The organism is Streptomyces sp. MK7, from assembly GCF_032658145.1.
GTDB classification, from domain to species: Bacteria; Actinomycetota; Actinomycetes; order Streptomycetales; family Streptomycetaceae; genus Streptomyces; species Streptomyces spiralis.
In genome coordinates this window covers 26,368-42,237 of sequence record NZ_JAVACL010000023.1, presented here as the reverse complement: position 1 = coordinate 42,237, position 15,870 = coordinate 26,368, and the positions used below count along the sequence as shown (strand labels likewise).

The 15,870-nt window shown below is 72.9% G+C and carries 17 protein-coding genes; 10 read left to right on the top strand and 7 right to left on the bottom strand.

Annotated elements, in window-relative coordinates; translation table 11 throughout:
* Positions 1 to 81: 81 nt before the first annotated feature.
* From R2S09_RS23915 to R2S09_RS23900, 4 genes are all read right to left on the bottom strand, one after another.
* Positions 82 to 1,659 carry an ATP-binding protein gene (locus tag R2S09_RS23915; RefSeq protein ID WP_316743146.1) on the bottom strand — a complete coding sequence of 526 codons (1,578 nt, stop codon included), beginning with the start codon at positions 1,657 to 1,659 and terminating at the stop codon, positions 82 to 84.
* A 209-nt stretch (positions 1,660 to 1,868) separates the two neighbouring features.
* Positions 1,869 to 2,312: a DUF3592 domain-containing protein gene (locus R2S09_RS23910; protein WP_316743145.1), complete on the bottom strand. Its 444-nt coding sequence runs from the start codon at positions 2,310 to 2,312 to the stop codon at positions 1,869 to 1,871.
* 61 nt (positions 2,313 to 2,373) lie between these two features.
* Positions 2,374 to 3,405 (bottom strand): SEC-C metal-binding domain-containing protein, encoded by a 1,032-nt coding sequence (locus tag R2S09_RS23905; RefSeq protein ID WP_316743143.1) that lies wholly within the window; start codon positions 3,403 to 3,405, stop codon positions 2,374 to 2,376.
* A 235-nt stretch (positions 3,406 to 3,640) separates the two neighbouring features.
* Positions 3,641 to 5,062, bottom strand: a complete 1,422-nt coding sequence (locus R2S09_RS23900; RefSeq protein WP_316743142.1) for an MFS transporter — start codon at positions 5,060 to 5,062, stop codon at positions 3,641 to 3,643.
* Between the two features lie 172 nt (positions 5,063 to 5,234).
* On the opposite strand from R2S09_RS23900, the gene R2S09_RS23895 reads away from it, so the two are divergent.
* The 4 genes from R2S09_RS23895 (at position 5,235) to R2S09_RS23880 (ending at position 7,950) form a co-directional block, all read left to right on the top strand.
* Positions 5,235 to 5,762, top strand: a complete 528-nt coding sequence (locus R2S09_RS23895) for a helix-turn-helix domain-containing protein (protein ID WP_306189449.1) — start codon at positions 5,235 to 5,237, stop codon at positions 5,760 to 5,762.
* A 35-nt stretch (positions 5,763 to 5,797) separates the two neighbouring features.
* Positions 5,798 to 6,103: a DUF6412 domain-containing protein gene (locus R2S09_RS23890; protein WP_306189450.1), complete on the top strand. Its 306-nt coding sequence runs from the start codon at positions 5,798 to 5,800 to the stop codon at positions 6,101 to 6,103.
* Positions 6,104 to 6,216: 113 nt separating this feature from the next.
* Positions 6,217 to 6,930, top strand: a complete 714-nt coding sequence (locus R2S09_RS23885) for a membrane protein insertase YidC (RefSeq protein WP_316743229.1) — start codon at positions 6,217 to 6,219, stop codon at positions 6,928 to 6,930.
* Between the two features lie 162 nt (positions 6,931 to 7,092).
* Complete coding sequence (locus R2S09_RS23880; protein WP_316743140.1) at positions 7,093 to 7,950, top strand: fumarylacetoacetate hydrolase family protein; 858 nt, start codon at positions 7,093 to 7,095, stop codon at positions 7,948 to 7,950.
* On the opposite strand, the gene R2S09_RS23875 is transcribed toward R2S09_RS23880, so the two are convergent.
* The 3 genes from R2S09_RS23875 to R2S09_RS23865 form a co-directional block, all read right to left on the bottom strand.
* Positions 7,947 to 8,846 carry an LLM class F420-dependent oxidoreductase gene (locus R2S09_RS23875; RefSeq protein WP_316743138.1) on the bottom strand — a complete coding sequence of 300 codons (900 nt, stop codon included), beginning with the start codon at positions 8,844 to 8,846 and terminating at the stop codon, positions 7,947 to 7,949. The two genes, R2S09_RS23880 and R2S09_RS23875, sit on opposite strands and share 4 nt — an antisense overlap.
* A gap of 219 nt (positions 8,847 to 9,065) precedes the next feature.
* Complete coding sequence (locus R2S09_RS23870) at positions 9,066 to 9,539, bottom strand: heme-degrading domain-containing protein (protein ID WP_316743136.1); 474 nt, start codon at positions 9,537 to 9,539, stop codon at positions 9,066 to 9,068.
* The gene (locus R2S09_RS23865) at positions 9,536 to 10,615 is read right to left on the bottom strand and encodes a Gfo/Idh/MocA family oxidoreductase (protein ID WP_316743134.1); all 1,080 of its coding nucleotides are present in this window, start codon (positions 10,613 to 10,615) and stop codon (positions 9,536 to 9,538) included. Before R2S09_RS23865 ends, R2S09_RS23870 begins: the two co-directional genes overlap by 4 nt.
* Positions 10,616 to 10,663: 48 nt before the next feature.
* Here R2S09_RS23865 and R2S09_RS23860 point away from each other — a divergent pair, with 48 nt between their 5' ends.
* The 6 genes from R2S09_RS23860 (at position 10,664) to R2S09_RS23835 (ending at position 15,841) form a co-directional block, all read left to right on the top strand.
* Entirely contained in the window at positions 10,664 to 11,851 is a 1,188-nt protein-coding gene (locus tag R2S09_RS23860) for an ROK family transcriptional regulator (RefSeq protein WP_316743133.1), read from the top strand.
* Positions 11,852 to 12,128: 277 nt separating this feature from the next.
* Positions 12,129 to 12,917: a hypothetical protein gene (locus tag R2S09_RS23855; RefSeq protein ID WP_316743132.1), complete on the top strand. Its 789-nt coding sequence runs from the start codon at positions 12,129 to 12,131 to the stop codon at positions 12,915 to 12,917.
* A 311-nt stretch (positions 12,918 to 13,228) separates the two neighbouring features.
* Positions 13,229 to 14,008, top strand: coding sequence for an HAD-IIA family hydrolase (locus R2S09_RS23850; protein ID WP_306189878.1), 780 nt, complete (start codon positions 13,229 to 13,231; stop codon positions 14,006 to 14,008).
* Between the two features lie 101 nt (positions 14,009 to 14,109).
* Entirely contained in the window at positions 14,110 to 14,340 is a 231-nt protein-coding gene (locus R2S09_RS23845; RefSeq protein ID WP_316743131.1) for a hypothetical protein, read from the top strand.
* Between the two features lie 14 nt (positions 14,341 to 14,354).
* A complete protein-coding gene (locus R2S09_RS23840) occupies positions 14,355 to 14,561 on the top strand; it encodes a hypothetical protein (RefSeq protein WP_306189880.1) in 207 nt (68 codons plus the stop codon).
* A gap of 242 nt (positions 14,562 to 14,803) precedes the next feature.
* Positions 14,804 to 15,841, top strand: coding sequence for a glycoside hydrolase family 6 protein (locus R2S09_RS23835; RefSeq protein WP_316743128.1), 1,038 nt, complete (start codon positions 14,804 to 14,806; stop codon positions 15,839 to 15,841).
* Positions 15,842 to 15,870 lie beyond the last annotated feature (29 nt).

Here is a 15,870-nt window from a genome sequence, read left to right as displayed (position 1 = left end):
CGGGAGCGGATGTGTTCACGGCGGTCACGGCGACTGGGCGGCCTTTCTGGAGATACGGGAGGGCGCGGGCGAGAGGCGTGACTACCCCTCTGCGCGGGCGAGTTCGGCACGCACCGCGGTGACGAGAACGCTGTTCCACAGGGTGACCTTGTCGGTCTGGTTGGCCCAGACGCGTTCCTTCTGGAAGATCTCGTTGAGCATCAGATAGAGAAGGCTCTTGAGGACCGGTGCGTCGTTGGAACCCCCGCGCCGGTCACCGTTGAAGGCGTGCCGATAGTCCTTGTTGAGGACGACCCGGCGTTCCTTGTGGTCGATCGTGAAGAGCAGTTCCGCGGAGTCGACGCCGGGTGGCACATCGAGCCTGGCCCAGGTAAAGGTGATGGGGTCGGCGCCCTCCAGCTGCGGTAGTTCGTCCCGCAGCGTCCGCTTCAGCTTCGGGTCGATGCCCTTGCCAGGCGGGATGACAGCCGCGCGTTTGACCTCCGTACGCCGCTTGGCGGCCTCGCGGTAGGTCACCTCGGCCTCGCGGACGTACTCGGCGAAGGTGTGGCCGCTCGGGGCCGCCGCCTTCTCAAGGCCCCGGGCGAACGCCGGGGTGACCTGGACTCCGTCCTTCTTGACGGTCAGGGCGAACACGTCGTTGGGTTCGGGCGGCAGATCGACGGCGATGCGGGCCAGGGCGAGGTGACCCTCCGGACTCCGGGTGTCGTTCCAGCCGCCGGCCTGGACGAGCCGGTCGTTGCGGTAGAGATAGAAGCCTTGCCGCTCGGCGAGCGGCCCGATGCCGCGGTAGGCGACGAGGGGTGACTTGGGCGGCCATATGTGGGCGGTGAGTTCGACGTCGCCGACGCCCTCCACAGGCGCGGTGTACGCGCGGGGATAGCCGGGGCGGCCCGGGACCCGGTAGCCGAACGGGTCGATGGGTTCCACGCCGCGGTGGTCCAGCTCCTCCCGTGTGTGGACGTCCTCGACGACGATGTCGATGTGGAAGCCGTCGCGGGCGAGGAAGCGGTGGAGATGAAGTCCGAGGTGGGTCTCGAGCCGTTCGATCGCGTCGTCGAGGTACCGGTCGGTCTGGCCGACGGTGATGGTCTCGAACGTCCGGACCTGGTCCCAGCGCACGATCGTCCCGTGCCAGCCGATGATCCCGTCGTAGCGGTCGACCAGATCCTGACAGTACGCCGCATCGACGATGTCGCAGGTGAAGTCGGCCTGGGCGCGGGCGGTGAGCCAGCGGCGGCCGGCCGACGGGCTGCGCTTGGTGCGGCTGATCACGGTGAGCGCGTCGGCGTGCGAGAGGGAAGCAGCCTTCAGTCCGGCCCCGAAGTGCCCGAGGGCGCCGATGGCGTACTCCTGACGGCCCCCGACGGTCATCGCCGTGTCCAGACCGGTCTCGTCCATGCCATGGCCGTCGTCGATGACGAGCAAGCCGACGAGCCGGTCCCGCCCACCCCGCTCACCGGTGTCCCGCAGGAAGCTGACGACGACGTTGCGCGCTCCTGCGTCGATCGAGTTGTCGATCAGGTCGGCGATGGCCGCCTCGAAGCCGTAGCCCTGATGAGCGAGCGATTCGAACGACCTGGCCGCCGGGGGGAGCCGCTTGCTTCCGCTGGTGGGTACGTCGAACTGCCAGTCAGAAGAGGGCTGGTACGGCGGCATACGGGTGTTCCTCGCGGGCCGGGGCATGTCCAGGTGTGTGCGGACATGCCAGTGCGACTGGTTCCCATGTGACGTTAGCGTGAGCCTGACGTGAAGGAGTAACCGGACAGGAACAAATACGTCCGAAGATCCTGGATGCGTTCCCGGGGTGGTGCAGGGAGGCAGGGGCCGGAGTGGAGTAACCGGCCTGGGGGCCGGAACCGGACCGGTCACAGGAGCGCGGCCGCACTCAGCGCCAGCCCCACCACCAAGCAGAACACGCACCACACGACATTGGCCGTGGGCGAGTACGCCTTCTTCGTGCGGACGATCACTGCGCGCCGCGGGTCTTTCGGGTCGTAGCGGAGGAGGACGGGGGTGCCGCGGTGAAGGGCGTTGGGAGCGTCGAGGTTGAGGGGGACCTGACGGTAGGTGTGGGTGGCGGGGGCGGCGGGGTGGCCTGGGGGCGGGGCTTGGTAGCGGATCTGGGGTGGGTGGTAGGAGCTGCCGACCCGGCGGGCGTCGTTGGCCACCTCGCCCACCGTTTCGACGCCGAGCGTGCCCAGCAGGCTTAAGGAACGGCGGGCACGCAGGGCAGCGCGGGTGCCGTGCGCGCCGACGATCACCCAGAAGACGGCGAGGAGGAGCGAGACGGCGGGCCAGGGGTGGGGCAATGTGCGGGGGCCTCCTGCGTGCCGGGTTGGCCAACTCTGGGTCTGGTAGGTGTGCTTCGGCTCAGAGGGTCGGTGTGCCGTGGCAGGTCTCGTACGTTCCTCCCGAGCCGCACCAGCACGGAGTGCCCTGCTGCGGCGGCCAGGCCACCGCTCGGCCCCTGGCCGCGAGAGTTGTCGCGTACTGGGGGAGGAGGGTCGGGTCCGCCGGTGACGAGCCCTCCGAGGCGGCGAAGGCCTCGTAGGAGGGGAGGGTGCCGGAGACGATGCCGAGGTTCTGGGTGCCGGAGGCGGCCAGTTCCCGCAGGGATGCCTCTATGGTCGCCAGGTGGGCCTCGTGGGAGGGGTACTCCGTGGTGAGGTCCGGGTAGGCCGTGAGCAGTTCTCGCAGTTCCCGGGTCGGCCAGTGGAGGACCGCGACGGGGAAGGGGCGGGAGAGGGCCTCTCGGTAGGTGCCGAGTTCGGCGCGGAGGCGTACCAGTTCGGCCTGGAGTTCCGCCGGGTTGTCGGAGCCGAGGGACCAGACGCGTTTGGGGTCGTGGAGTTCGTCCAGGGAGACCGGGGCCGTGTGCAGGGTGTCGGCCAGGGAGTCCCAGGCGTCGTGGGCCGCGCCCAGCATGCGGCGGACCCGGTGGCGGCCGAAGAGGAGGGGGTGCGTGGCGTACGGAGGTTCCGGGACGTCCCTGAGCAGCAGGTCCACCGCCTCCGTGAACGTCTTCTGCGCCGACTCCAGCTCGTCGTGGGACTCCAGGGACTCGGCGATGATCACCCAGGGGGCCGGGTCCCGGGGTGCCGCCGTGCGGATGCCCTCGATGATCGCCCTCGCCTCCGCCTCGTGGTCGTACTCCCAGAGGTTGGAGGCCTTCAGGGCGCGGACCAGGTGGGGGTTCTCCAGGCCGTCGCCGGAGGAGAGCAGACGGTCGTAGAGGGCCGTCGCGGCGGGGCGGTCGCCGGACAGTTCCAGGTGGGCCGCGGCCCGGAGCAGCAGGGCCTCGGCGTCCTCGGGGTACAGGCCGGCGGTCCGCTCCAGGCGGGCCGCTTCGGCGGCGTGGTCGACGGTGTCGGCGTTGTCGGCGGGCGGCGTGTCGGGGCGCATGGGGGACACCGTACTGCCGGGCGGTGACGAACGTGAGGTATCTGCTGGCCAGGGTGCCGGCAGGGGTCCGTCGGCCGCGCGGGCGGGGATGTGTCCCATTCGCGTGCCGCCGACCGGCGTGACCGGCGAGGCCGCCGTGACTGGCGAGGCTGCCGTGACCGCGAGGCCGCCGTGACCGGCGCGCCCCGCACGACCGCTGTGGCCTTTCACCGTCCTCCTTGCGTCGCGGTCACCGTCACCGTGCTCCCCGTGCCGCCGCCACCGTCAGCGCGCCCGCCGCGGCCAGTCCCGCCGACACCAGCATCGCCATGTTCGCGCCGCGTGCCGGGCTCGCCGCCGACGTGGCGATCGCGATGGTCAGGGCGACACCCGCGCAGGAGCCGATGTAGCGGAAGGTCTGCTGGGCGCCCGAGCCCATCGCCGCCCGCTCGGCCGGTACGGACTCCACCGCGACCAGCGGCAGGGCCGCGTTCAGCAGTCCGCTGCCGACGCCGCCCACCAGCAGTCCGGGGAGCAGGCGTACCCAGGAACCGGAGCCGATCGCGCCCAGCATCGTCAGGACACCGGCCGCGTGCAGGGCGAAGCCGAGGGCCAGTTGCGGGCGGGGGGAGAGCCGGCCCGCCAGGTGCCTGGCCAGGAGCGCGACGGCGAAGCTCAGGCCCGACCAGAGCAGGAACAGCCAGGCCGTGGCGATGGGGGACAGGTGGAGCACCTGCTGCAACAGGGCCGGCAGGAAGCTGAACAGGCCGATCACCGCCAGGCCCGTGAACAGGCCGCCCGCCGAGGACGCCAGGAAGGGCGGGTGGCGCAGCAGGGACAGGTCGATCATCGGGGTGGCCGTTCGGCGCTCCACCGCCACGAACACCCCGACCAGCAGCACCGCCGCCGCGAGCAGGATGCCCACCGAGGGCCGGATCCAGCCGTCCCGGCCCAGGGTCAGGGCCGCCACCAGGGCGACCAGGGCCAGGCCGAAGGCCAGTGCGCCGGGTACGTCCGGGCGGCCGGGCCTCGGGGCGCGCGACTCGGAGAGGGCGCGTGCGCCGAGCGCCGTCACCACCAGCGCCGCCGCGCCCAGGATGCCGTATCCGATCCGCCAGTTCGGCAGGGCGCCCGAGACCAGGGGGCCGACCGCGATGCCGCCGCTCACGAAGGCGCCCCAGACGCCGGTCGCGTGGAGCCGGCCGCGGGGGGTCGGGAAGGCGTGGACGATGAGGCCCAGGCTGCTGGCCAGCAGCGCCGCGCTCGCCGCGCCCTGGGCGATGCGGGCCAGCGTGAACTGCCAGGTCGAGGTCGAGAAGGCGCCCAGGGCCGTGGTCAGACCCAGGGCCAGCGTGCCGGCGAGGAAGACGCGGCGGCGGCCGTGGTCGTCGGCCAGGCTGCCGGCCACCAGGAGGAGTGCCGCCAGGCCCAGCGGGGTGCCGTTGAGCAGCCAGGCCTGGGCCGAGAGGGAGGTGTGCAGGGCGGCCGCGGTGTCGGGGAGCGTGACCATCGGCGCCGTGTACGTCATCAGGGCCACGGCGGTGGCGGTGCTGGTCACGGCGAGGGTGGCCCGCGGGCGTGGGGGCGAGGCCCGGCGTTCTTCGCGGGGTCGCTCCGTGCCGCGTGCGGTCGCGGTTGCGGTGGCGTGTGCCGTGGTGGGGGAGTCGAGGCCGGTCATGACCTTGTCCTTCCGGACGGGGGGGGATCCACGGTCTCCGTGTGTCGGGTCCGTTGGTCGAGCCTTGGGTCTGCGTGTTGGTTCATTGATTGAACTCAGCGCCTGCCGCCACCGTAACACCGTCAGTTCGTTCACTGAACCAAGATGTCGAAAAGTGGCTACAGTGGGTCTCATGGCACTGGGCAAGGACTACGCGACGCAGGAGTGCTCGATCGCCCGCGCGCTGGAGATCGTCGGGGAGCGCTGGACGCTGCTCGTCGTCCGCGACGCGCTCTACGGCGTACGGCGCTACAACGACTTCCTGGTCCACCTCGGCGTCCCGCGCGCCGTCCTCGCCGCCCGGCTCCAGACGCTGACCTCCGAGGGCATCCTCGAGAAGCGGCGGTACCAGGAGTCGCCGCCCCGGGACGAGTACGTCGTCACCGAGCGCGGGATCGCCCTGTGGCCCGCCCTGCGGGCGCTCGGCCTGTGGGGGCGCGAGCACTTCGGCGAGGAGCAGCTGCGCAGCTTCCGGCACGCCGACTGCGGTACCGAACTCGGGCCGTACGGCGAGTGCCCCGCCTGCGGAACCGTCGTGCCCGTCCGGGACGTCATCATGGTGCCGGGACCCGGACTCGATCCCCACCCGGCGGATCCGGTCAGCCGGGCGCTGCTGCGGCCGAAGAGGCTGTTGCAGCCGCTCCAGACCGATCCTGTATGACGACGACAGCTGGTACGCGAGGAAGGGGGTCGCCCGTGATCCGTCACCGGGTCGGTGCGCGACTCGCTCCCGTGCTGCTGTCCCTGCTGGTCCTGGTCCTCCAGCTCTCGCTGCTCGACACCGGCAGCCTCTCCGTCACCGTCGCGGCCGGGGCGGCGCTCGTCGCCTGCGCCCTGCTCGCGGCGCGCTCGGTGCCGGTCATGCCGCCCACCCGGGTGCGTACGGCCATCCGCGACCGCGTGCGCCGTACGGCCTTCCTGCCGCAGCGCGATCCCGACGCCGCCGGCCGGCGGCGGCCCCGAGCACCCGGACACGCCCTCCCGACGACCGCCGTCGCGTAGGGCGCACCTCTTCCCTCCCCTCTTCGGCCCTGCGCGGGTCCGGTCGTCATGCCGCCATGTCATCAACCCGGCACGACGAGAGACCCCCGGAGGGCTCACCCATGTCCGCACTGCTGTCCCTTTTCGCGAGCCTGGTCGAGCGACTCGCCGACCTGCTCCAGCCGCTGTTCCACGCCTCCGCGGCCGCCGCCGCGATCGTCCTGTTCACCGCGCTCGTACGACTCCTCGTCCTTCCCCTCTCCCGTGCGGCCGCGCGCGGGCAGCGGGCCCGGGCCGCGCTCCGGCCGAGGGTCGCCGAGCTGCGGGAGAAGTACCGGAAGGATCCCGAGCGGCTGCGGAAGGCGGTGCTGGAACTGCACACCGAGGAGAAGGTGTCACCGCTGTCGGGCTGCCTGCCCGGCCTGCTTCAGCTGCCCGCCTTCTTCCTGCTCTACCGACTCTTCTCCAGCTCGACGATCGGCGGCGAGGGCAACGGGCTGCTCGGCCACCGGCTGCTGGCCGCCCCGCTCGGCGGGCGGTGGGCGGACGTCCTGGCGGACGGCCAGGTCTTCGGGGTGGCCGGACTCGTGTACGTCGCGCTGTTCGCGGTCGTGGCCGCCGTCGCCACCCTCAACTTCCTGCGCGCGAAGCGGAGCACGGCCGAAAGCGGTGGGGTCGCCGTAGGCGGGGGGGAGCGGGTTCCCGGGCTCGGCGCGGTGAGCAAGGCCATGCCGTTCATGTCCTACTTCACGCTCGTCACCGTGGCGGTGGTGCCGCTGGCCGCCGCGCTGTACGTGGTGACCAGTACGGCGTGGAGCGCCGTCGAGCGGGTGGTGCTCTACCGGTGACCCTGCGCGTGGGCCTGGCCTGGCTACGGTCCAGTACGTGAACGGGGTCTTGCAGACTGGATATCGACCTTGGAGGATCGACCAGTCCTCCGACGGCTGCGTCCGCCGCACCCAGGTCGCGTCGCTCGGCCGGGCTGACCGCGATCGAGGGAGATGGGGAACATGAAGCTGCTGCGAGTCGGTACGGCGGGGGCGGAGCGGCCCGCGCTGCTGGACGCCGAGGGCACCCTGCGTGAACTGTCGGGAATCGTCCCGGAGATCGACGGCGCGCTGCTCGCCGACGGCGCGGCGCTCGGCCGGATCCGGGCCGCCGCCGACGCCGGGGAGCTGCCCGCGCTGGACGCGACCGGGCTGCGGATCGGGCCGCCGCTCGCCCGGATCGGCAAGGTCGTGTGCATCGGGCTGAACTACCACGACCACGCTCGTGAGACCGGTGCCGAGCCGCCCGCCGAGCCGGTCATCTTCTTCAAGGCGGCCGACACGGTGGTCGGGCCGAACGACACCGTGCTCGTACCGCGCGGCTCCACCAAGACCGACTGGGAGGTGGAGCTGGCGATCGTCATCGGCCGCACGGCCCGCTACCTGGAGTCGCACGAGGAGGCGCTCGCGCATGTCGCCGGGTACGCCGTGTCGCACGACGTGTCCGAGCGCGAGTTCCAGATCGAGCGGGGCGGCACCTGGGACAAGGGCAAGAACTGCGAGACGTTCAACCCGCTCGGCCCGTGGCTGGTGACGGCCGACGAGGTGCCCGACCCGCAGAACCTCTCCCTCAAGCTGTGGGTCAACGGGGAGCTGAAGCAGGACGGCACGACCGCCGAGCAGATCTTCCCGGTCGCGGAAGTCGTGCGCTACGTCAGCCACTTCATGACGCTCTACCCCGGCGACGTCATCAACACCGGCACCCCTGCCGGCGTGGCCCTCGGCCGGCCCGACCCGAAGCCGTTCCTGCGCTCCGGCGACGTGGTCGAGCTGGAGATCGAGGGCCTTGGGCGCCAGCGCCAGGAACTGAAGGACGCCTAGCCGTTCAACAGATCGGCCAGCCTGAGCCACTGCTCCCGCGGGAGTTCGTCGCGGTCGCCGGTGCCGGTGACGATCTGGAGGGCCATGTGGTCCGCGCCCGCCGCCCGGAACTCCTCGACGCGGGCGCGGATCCGGCTCTCGTCGCCCCAGGCGAACACCGCGTCGACCAGGCGGTCGCTGCCGCCGTGCAGCACATCGTCCTCGGTGAAGCCCAGGCGCAGGAAGTTGTTGGTGTAGTTCGGCAGTTCCAGGTACATCGCGAGGTAGTCGCGGGAGGTCTCGCGAGCGCGGTCCGGGTCCTCGTCCAGGACGACCTTCAACTCCGGGGCCAGCAGCGGGCCCTCGCCCAGGATCTCCCGGGCCTGCGCGGTGTGCTCCGGAGTGACCAGGTAGGGGACCGCGCCCGCCGCCCGGTCCCGGGCCAGCCGCAGCGTCCTGGGGCCGAGCGCGGCCAGCACCCGGCGTCCGGCGGGCACGCCGGCGGCGTCCAGGCCGTCCAGATAGGCGACCAGCGCCGAGTACGGGCGCCGGTACTGCTCCGTGGCCCTGGCGTGGCTCACCCCCAGACCCAGGAGGAACCGGCCCGGGTGGGACGCCTCCAGCTCGGCGAAGCCGGCCGCGCTCGCCTCGGCGTCGTGCTGCCAGATGCTCTGGATGCTGGTGCCGACGACGAGCGTCGAGGTCGCCTCGAGCAGCGGGGCGGCGTTGCGGGGCGCGCTGCTGCCGCCGAGCCATGCGGCGCCGTAGCCGAGCTCCTCCAGTTCGGCGGCGGCCTCGGCGATCTCGCCGCGCCGGGTCGGGTCCTCCGAGCGGAGGCCGATGCTCCAGACGCCGTACCGTCCGACCTTCTCCTTCAGCGCGGCCGTTTCCTGCAGCGGGGCTGCCGTGTCGCTCATCGGTTCCGATCCCTCCGGGCGGGGTGCGCTGATCATCTCGCGTACACGCACCGCAACCCGCGGGGCCTCGCCGGTAATCCCCCGAGGGGACTACGGGTCCCTCGGGGGTGTTACGGCCAGTGCCCCGGCAGGCAACGTTTGCCCGTCAAGGAGTGGCGTCCGGTGCGGCGAGAGTGCGTGCGGGGCGTCGCGACGGGGCAGACGGTGCCTGTTGGGGCACTAGCGGTCGAGGAACGCCTCCAGCGCCTCCACCACCAGCCGGTGGTCCTGCAACTGCGGCAGGCCCGACACCGTGACCGCGCCGATCACGCCGACGCCCTCGACATTGATCGGGAAGGAGCCGCCGTGGGCCGCGTAGGCGTCGGGGTCCAGGCGGGAGGAGTCCTCGAAGGTCGTGCCCTTGGCCCGGAAGCGCGCGCCGACCAGGTAGGAGGCGGAGCCGTAGCGCTCCACCACCCGGCGCTTGCGGGCGATCCAGGCGTCGTTGTCGGGGGTGGAGCCGGGCAGGGCCGCGTGGAAGAGCTGCTGGCCGGCACGGTGGATGTCGATGGCCACCGGCGCCTGCCGCTCCCGCGCCAGCTCCACCAGCAGCGAGCCCAGCACCCAGGCGTCCTCGTGGCTGAACCGGCTGAAGACCAGGCGGCGTTCCTGCGCCTGAAGCTCCTCGATGGTGGGGCTGGGTTCCGGGTTCACAGCCGCACCGCCACACCGTCGCGGGCGGAGCGGCGTGCCGCCTCCAGGACGTCGAGCGCGGCGGCCGCCTCACGGGCCGTCACCGGGTTCGGGGCGCCCTCGCGCAGGGCGGCGGCCACGGCGGCGTAGTACGCCGGGTAGTCGCCCGGCAGGGTCGGTACCGCACGGCCGCCGCCGGTCACCGGGGACTCCCCGGCACCCACACGGCCCCACAGGGACTCCTCCTCCCGGCCCCAGCCCCCGGGACCCGGGCGCGTCCCCGCCCGCAGCGCGTCCTCCTGCGGGTCCAGCCCGTACTTGACGTAGCCCGCCTGGGAGCCCAGCACCCGGAAGCGCGGGCCGAGCTGGGCGGCCGTGGCGGAGACGTACAGGTGGGAGCGGACGCCGTTCGCGTGGGTGAGCGCGATGAACGTGTCGTCGTCGGTCTCGGCGCCCGCGCGGCGGATCACCGACTCGGCGTACACCTGGGTGACCGGGCCGAAGAGGACCAGGGCCTGGTCGACGACGTGGCTGCCGAGGTCGTAGAGCAGGCCTCCCATCTCCGCCGGGTCGCCTGACTCGCGCCAGCCGCCCTTGGGCTTGGGCCGCCAGCGCTCGAAGCGCGACTCGAACCGCCACACCTCGCCCAGCTCGCCGTCGGCGATCAGCCGGCGCAGCGTCAGGAAGTCGTTGTCCCAGCGGCGGTTCTGGAAGACGGACAGGAGCAGTCCGCGCTCCTCGGCGAGGGCCGCGAGGTCGCGCGCCTCGGCCGCCGTGCCCGCGACGGGCTTGTCCACGACCACCGGCAGTCCGGCCTTCAGCGCGGCCGTGGCGAGCGGGACGTGCGTCCTGTTCGGGGAGGCGACGACGACCAGGTCGAGTTCGCCGGCGCGGGCGAACAGCTCGTCGGGGCCGGCCACGGTCCGCACGCCCGGGTGCTCGGCGCGGGCCTGCTCCTGCCGCTCCGGGTTCGAGGTGACGACCGTGTCGAGGACCAGGCCGCCGGTGGTGGCGATCAGCGGGGCGTGGAAGACGGAGCCCGCGAGGCCGTAGCCGATGAGGCCCACGCGGAGGGGGGTGCCTGTCGTACCTGTCATGGCTGCCACTTTCGCAACGCTGTTGCCAAAGTGCAAGCGGCGGGGAGAATGGGGGCTGTGAGCGGTACGAACGGCAGGGTGGGCGGAGACGGCGGACGCGGCGGAGTCGGCGGCGTGGGTGGCGTGGGTGGCATCGGCGGGATCAGGAACGACGCGGCGGGCGTGAACCTGCTGGGCGTGCGCAGCCACAACACCGCGCTGGTGCTCGACCTGCTGCGCACGTCCGGCGAGCGGGGCATCAGCCGGCTCGAACTCGCTGAGCGCACCGGGCTGACCCCGCAGGCCGTCAGCAAGATCACCGCCCGGCTGCGGGAGAAGGGACTGGCCGCGGAGGCCGGGCGGCGCGCCTCCACCGGGGGCAAGCCGCGCACGGTGCTGCGGCTGGTGCCGGACGCCGGACATGCCGTGGGAGTGCACCTGGACCGCGACGAACTGCGGGTGGTCCTCGTCGACCTCACCGGTGCCGTCGTCGGGCGCCGGCGCGCGCCGCTCGATCTCGGGGCGGGCGCCGAGTCGCTGCTGGCCGCCGTGGAGCGGTCGGTGCGGCCGCCTGCCGGGTCGGTTCCGGCGGGCTCGGTGCTCGGCGTGGGCGTCGCGCTGCCCGGGCCGCTCGACCATGCGCGGGGGGTGCTGCACCGGGTGACCGGGTTCCCGGAGTGGGACGGCTTTCCGCTGCGGGACGCGCTCGCCGCGCGACTGAGCCTGCCGGTCGTCGTCGACAAGGACACCAACGCCGCCGCGCTGGGGCTCGCCGTCGCCGGGGAGGGCGGCTCCTTCGCCTATCTCCATCTCGGTACGGGCCTCGGGGCCGGACTGGTGATCGGCGGGAGCGTGCACAGGGGGGCGCGGACCGGGGCGGGGGAGTTCGGTCACCAGGTGATCCAGCTGGACGGGCCGCTGTGCGGGTGCGGTGAGCGGGGGTGCGTCGAGGCGCTGTGCCTGGCGGCCGTGGAGCGGGGGGACGTCGAGGAGGCGGCGAGGGTGCTGGGGGCGGGGGCGGCGAATCTGGTGGGGCTGCTGGACATCGATCTGGTGCTGCTGGGTGGGCGTACGGTCGCGGCCGCGCCGGAGGTGTTCGTGGCGGGGGTGGGGGCGGGGGTCGCCGCGCGGGCTCGGCGGGGTGGGGGTTCTGCTTGCGGGGTGCCGGTTCGGGTGGCGCCGGGAGGGGGGTGGGGGGTTGCGGTGGGGGCGGCGCAGTTGCTGTTGGCGCCGTTGTTCGGGCGGGGGGAGGGGTGAGCGTGCCGGTGGGGGCGGTGCGTGGTTGCTGTGGATCGGGGCGCTTGCCCCGCGTGGGGGTGCCTCCCCCAGAGGGGGTGCCCCCAGCGCCCACCCGTGCCGCCCTGCGGCACGACTGCCCGCGGCTACGGAGGCACGCGGCTGCGCGCAGCTACGAGGCACACGGCTGCGTCAGCTGTCTGCACTGGGCTGGTCGGGCGGAAGTGTGCGGCTGTTCGAGGGGTGTGTTCGGGGTGGCTTCCTGGAAAGGGGTGGGGTTCGGGAAGGTCACGTGGTCATGCGACTGTGCACGTCCCTGTCCCCCTGCCTTGCCGCAGCCGCCCTCCTTCTGGCCGGTCCCGCCCTCGCCCGGGCCGACTCGCGTCCCGCCTGTGCCGGGCCGGACGACCGTCACTTCCCGATCAGCAGCCGTATCCACGGCGGCCCCGCCGCCTACCGCGCGGGCGGCGGGTACGGCACCTTCTCCCTCGACCTCACCAACACCACCTCCGGCACCTGCGCCGCCGTCCACCCCGTCGTCGTCCTCGTCGACGGCAAGCGCGCCCTCAAGGCCGGCCAGGCCCGGCTGGAGTTCTACGCCGGCGCCCGCCTCCACCCCGTGCGCTTCGAGTCCACCGACCAGGACGAACTCGTCGGCCCGTTCGACGCCGGGCTGCCCGGGTTCACCGTGGGGCCGGGCAAGACCGTCACCGTGAAGGTCAGGCTCTCGTTCACCTCCGACGCCGTGGCGAACGAGGTCACCGTGAACGCCGCCGTCGTACAGCGGCACGACGACGACGGCGACTGGGTCGGGCAGTCCAACGACTACCGCTTCCGTATCCGGTCCCACGCCCACACGCACAAGGACTCGGACACGGACACCGCTCCCTCGGCCACCTCCTCCCAGACCCCCACAGCCTCCGCCGGCCCCGCCGTCGCCACCGACCCCGCCGCCCCCGACGAGGACCTCCCCTTCGCCGACCAGCTCGCCCGCACGGGCCTCGCCACCCCGCTCGGAGTGATCACGGCCGCCGCCCTGCTGCTGGCCGCCGGCGGCACGCTCGTACTGACCTGGCGGCGCCGCTGAAGGCGCGGCCCGAGTCCGCGGTGATCCCTGGGGGGACCACCCGAACGACCAGGCCCCCGGGGCCCCGGGCCGCTCCGGCATCCCGGAACACGGCCGGATCCCCGAGTACTACCGGCGAAGTCGAGGATCGTCCGCCTCGTCCGCGAGCTCGACTCGGTCGCCGCCCTGCCCGCCCTGCCGCCCTGCTCCGTCCGGCACCGCGGATGCCGGATCGTGGAAGCGGACGACAGGAAGCCGAACCGTTCCGGCAAGATCGGGTCACTCGTTAGGCTGAGGCCCACGCAGGCCCGCGTACGGCAGGAGATCCGCACATGGCAGAACGCAAGCCCGTCGAGTCGTGGCTCACCGACATGGACGGAGTCCTGATCCACGAAGGTGTCCCGGTTCCCGGCGCCGACGCCTTCCTCAAGAAGCTGCGGGACTCCGGCCGTCCCTTCCTGGTGCTCACCAACAACTCCATCTACACCCCGCGCGATCTGCACGCCCGGCTGAGCCGCATGGGCCTGGACGTGCCGGTGGAGAACATCTGGACGTCGGCGCTGGCCACCGCCCAGTTCCTGGCCGACCAGCGGCCGGGCGGCAGCGCCTACGTCATAGGCGAGGCGGGCCTGACCACCGCGCTGCACGACGTCGGCTACATCCTGACCGACCACGAGCCCGACTTCGTGATCCTCGGCGAGACCAGGACGTACTCCTTCGAGGCCCTGACGAAGGCGGTGCGGCTGATCAACGGCGGCGCCCGGTTCATCGCCACCAACCCCGACAACGTCGGTCCGTCCGTCGAGGGCGACCTGCCGGCCACCGGCTCGGTCGCCGCCCTGATAACCGCCGCGACCGGCAAGAAGCCGTACTTCGTCGGCAAGCCCAACCCGCTGATGATGCGCGCCGGGCTGAACGCGATCGGTGCCCACTCGGAGAACTCGGCCATGATCGGCGACCGCATGGACACCGATGTGCTCGCCGGCCTGGAGGCCGGGATGCGGACGTTCCTGGTGCTGACCGGGGTGACGCAGCCGAAGGACGTCGACCGCTACCCGTTCCGGCCGTCCGAGGTCGTCGACTCGATCGCCGACCTGGTGGACCTGGTCTGACCTGCCGCGACCCTCCTCGTCACCCGAACGGAGCAGTGAGGCTCCGCCGCGGATGCGGGGCCGGTCCACCGGGCGTCTCCTGGTACCCGGAGGTTGTCACGATGGGTTCACTGCGCATGACGCTCTGTGCGGAGCTTCACCGCGTCGCGGCCCCGCCCGGTACGGCGCACGCGGTGACCGGCCTGGTCCTCGCGGGCGCCGCGACGACCGCCGTCCTCCTCCTGCCCCGGGCGCTCGGCGCGAACCGGACCCGGGAGGACAGCGAGACCAGGACCGAGGCTCGAGCCCGGAACGAGACCGAGTCCGAGTCCGAGTCCGAGACAGAGGTCTGAGGGATGCGATCACGATGTCCGACACCGAACGTCTGAGAAGTACCGGCCGTCTGCTGGCCGGCCTCGCCTGGCTGGTCCTGCTGCTCGGGGTGTGGGAGTGGGGAAGCGACCGGGCCGAGGTGCGGCAGGGACCGGTCCAGCCGGTCACCGTCACCGGGGACATGGCCGCGGTCGGCCGGCCCGTGACGGACAGCCCGCCGGCTGTGCTGCCCGGCCGCTGAGGCACGCCCGGCCGGCGCCCGGCCGCTGAGGCACGCCCGGCCGGCGCCCGGCCGCTGAGCACGCCTGCCCGGCGCCCGGTCGCTGAGGCACGCCCGCCCGGCGCCCGGAGCGTGTCCGCGTACCCCGTCCCACCTCGTGCAACCGGTCCACGCGCCGCCTCGCCGGAACCGGCCCGGGCACCGAGGCCACCTGGCAGCATGGAACGCGGGCCAGGTGGCCGAGCGCACCGAGGGGGAGTCGCATGGACGGCAGGAGGGGGGCCCGGTGCCGGCGCGCCCCGGTGATCGCGGCGCTGCTGGGGGCGGCGCTGCTCGTCGCGGGGTGCTCATCGGGTGGCGGGGACGGGGACGGGGGCGATCGGAAGGAAGGGGCCGGCGCCCGTATCACCCAGCAGCCGAAGGAGGCCGACCCGTTCTGGGTCAACCCGGACGGCACCGCGGCCCGGCAGGTCGCGGCGTACGAGAAGGCGGGCAGGAAGGACGACGCCGAGCAGATCCGCAAGATCGCCGAGCAGCCCACCGGCGAGTGGATCGGTCCGGAGAACCCCGAGCGGGAGGCCCGCGGTTTCACCGAGGCCGCCGACCGCGCGGGCCGCACGGCCCTGCTGGTGCTGTACAACATCCCGCACCGCGACTGCGGCCAGTACTCTCGGGGCGGCGCCGCCGACGGCGACGCCTACCGCGCCTGGATCGGCGCCGTCGCCCGGGGCATCGGGGACCGCCCCGCGACGGTGATCCTGGAACCGGACGCCGTACTGCACCTGGTGGACGGCTGCACCCCGGACGAGTTCCACGAGGAGCGCTACGACCTCCTCGAGGGCGCCGTCACCGCGCTCAAGTCCCTGAAGAACACCAAGGTCTACCTGGACGCGGGCAACGCCGGCTGGGGCCGCCCCGACCAGGTCGTCGAGCCGCTGAAGCGGGCGGGCGTCGGCCCGGCCGACGGCTTCGCGGTCAACGTGTCCAACTTCTACTCCACGCCGGACTCCCTCGCCTACGGCAAACAGCTGTCGGCCGCGGCCGGCGGCAAGCACTTCGTCATCGACACCAGCCGCAACGGCAACGGCCCCTACACCGGCGGCGACCCGGACGAGCGCTGGTGCAACCCGCCGGGCCGCGCCCTGGGCGAGTCGCCCACGACCAGGACCGCCGACCCGCTGGTGGACGCCTATCTCTGGGTGAAGCGGCCCGGCGAGTCGGACGGCGAGTGCAAGGGCGGGCCGAAGGCGGGTCAGTGGTGGGCGAGCTATGCGCTCGCCCTCGCCAGGGCCAGCCGGTAGCCACCGGCTCGGCTCGGCCACCGGGCCGG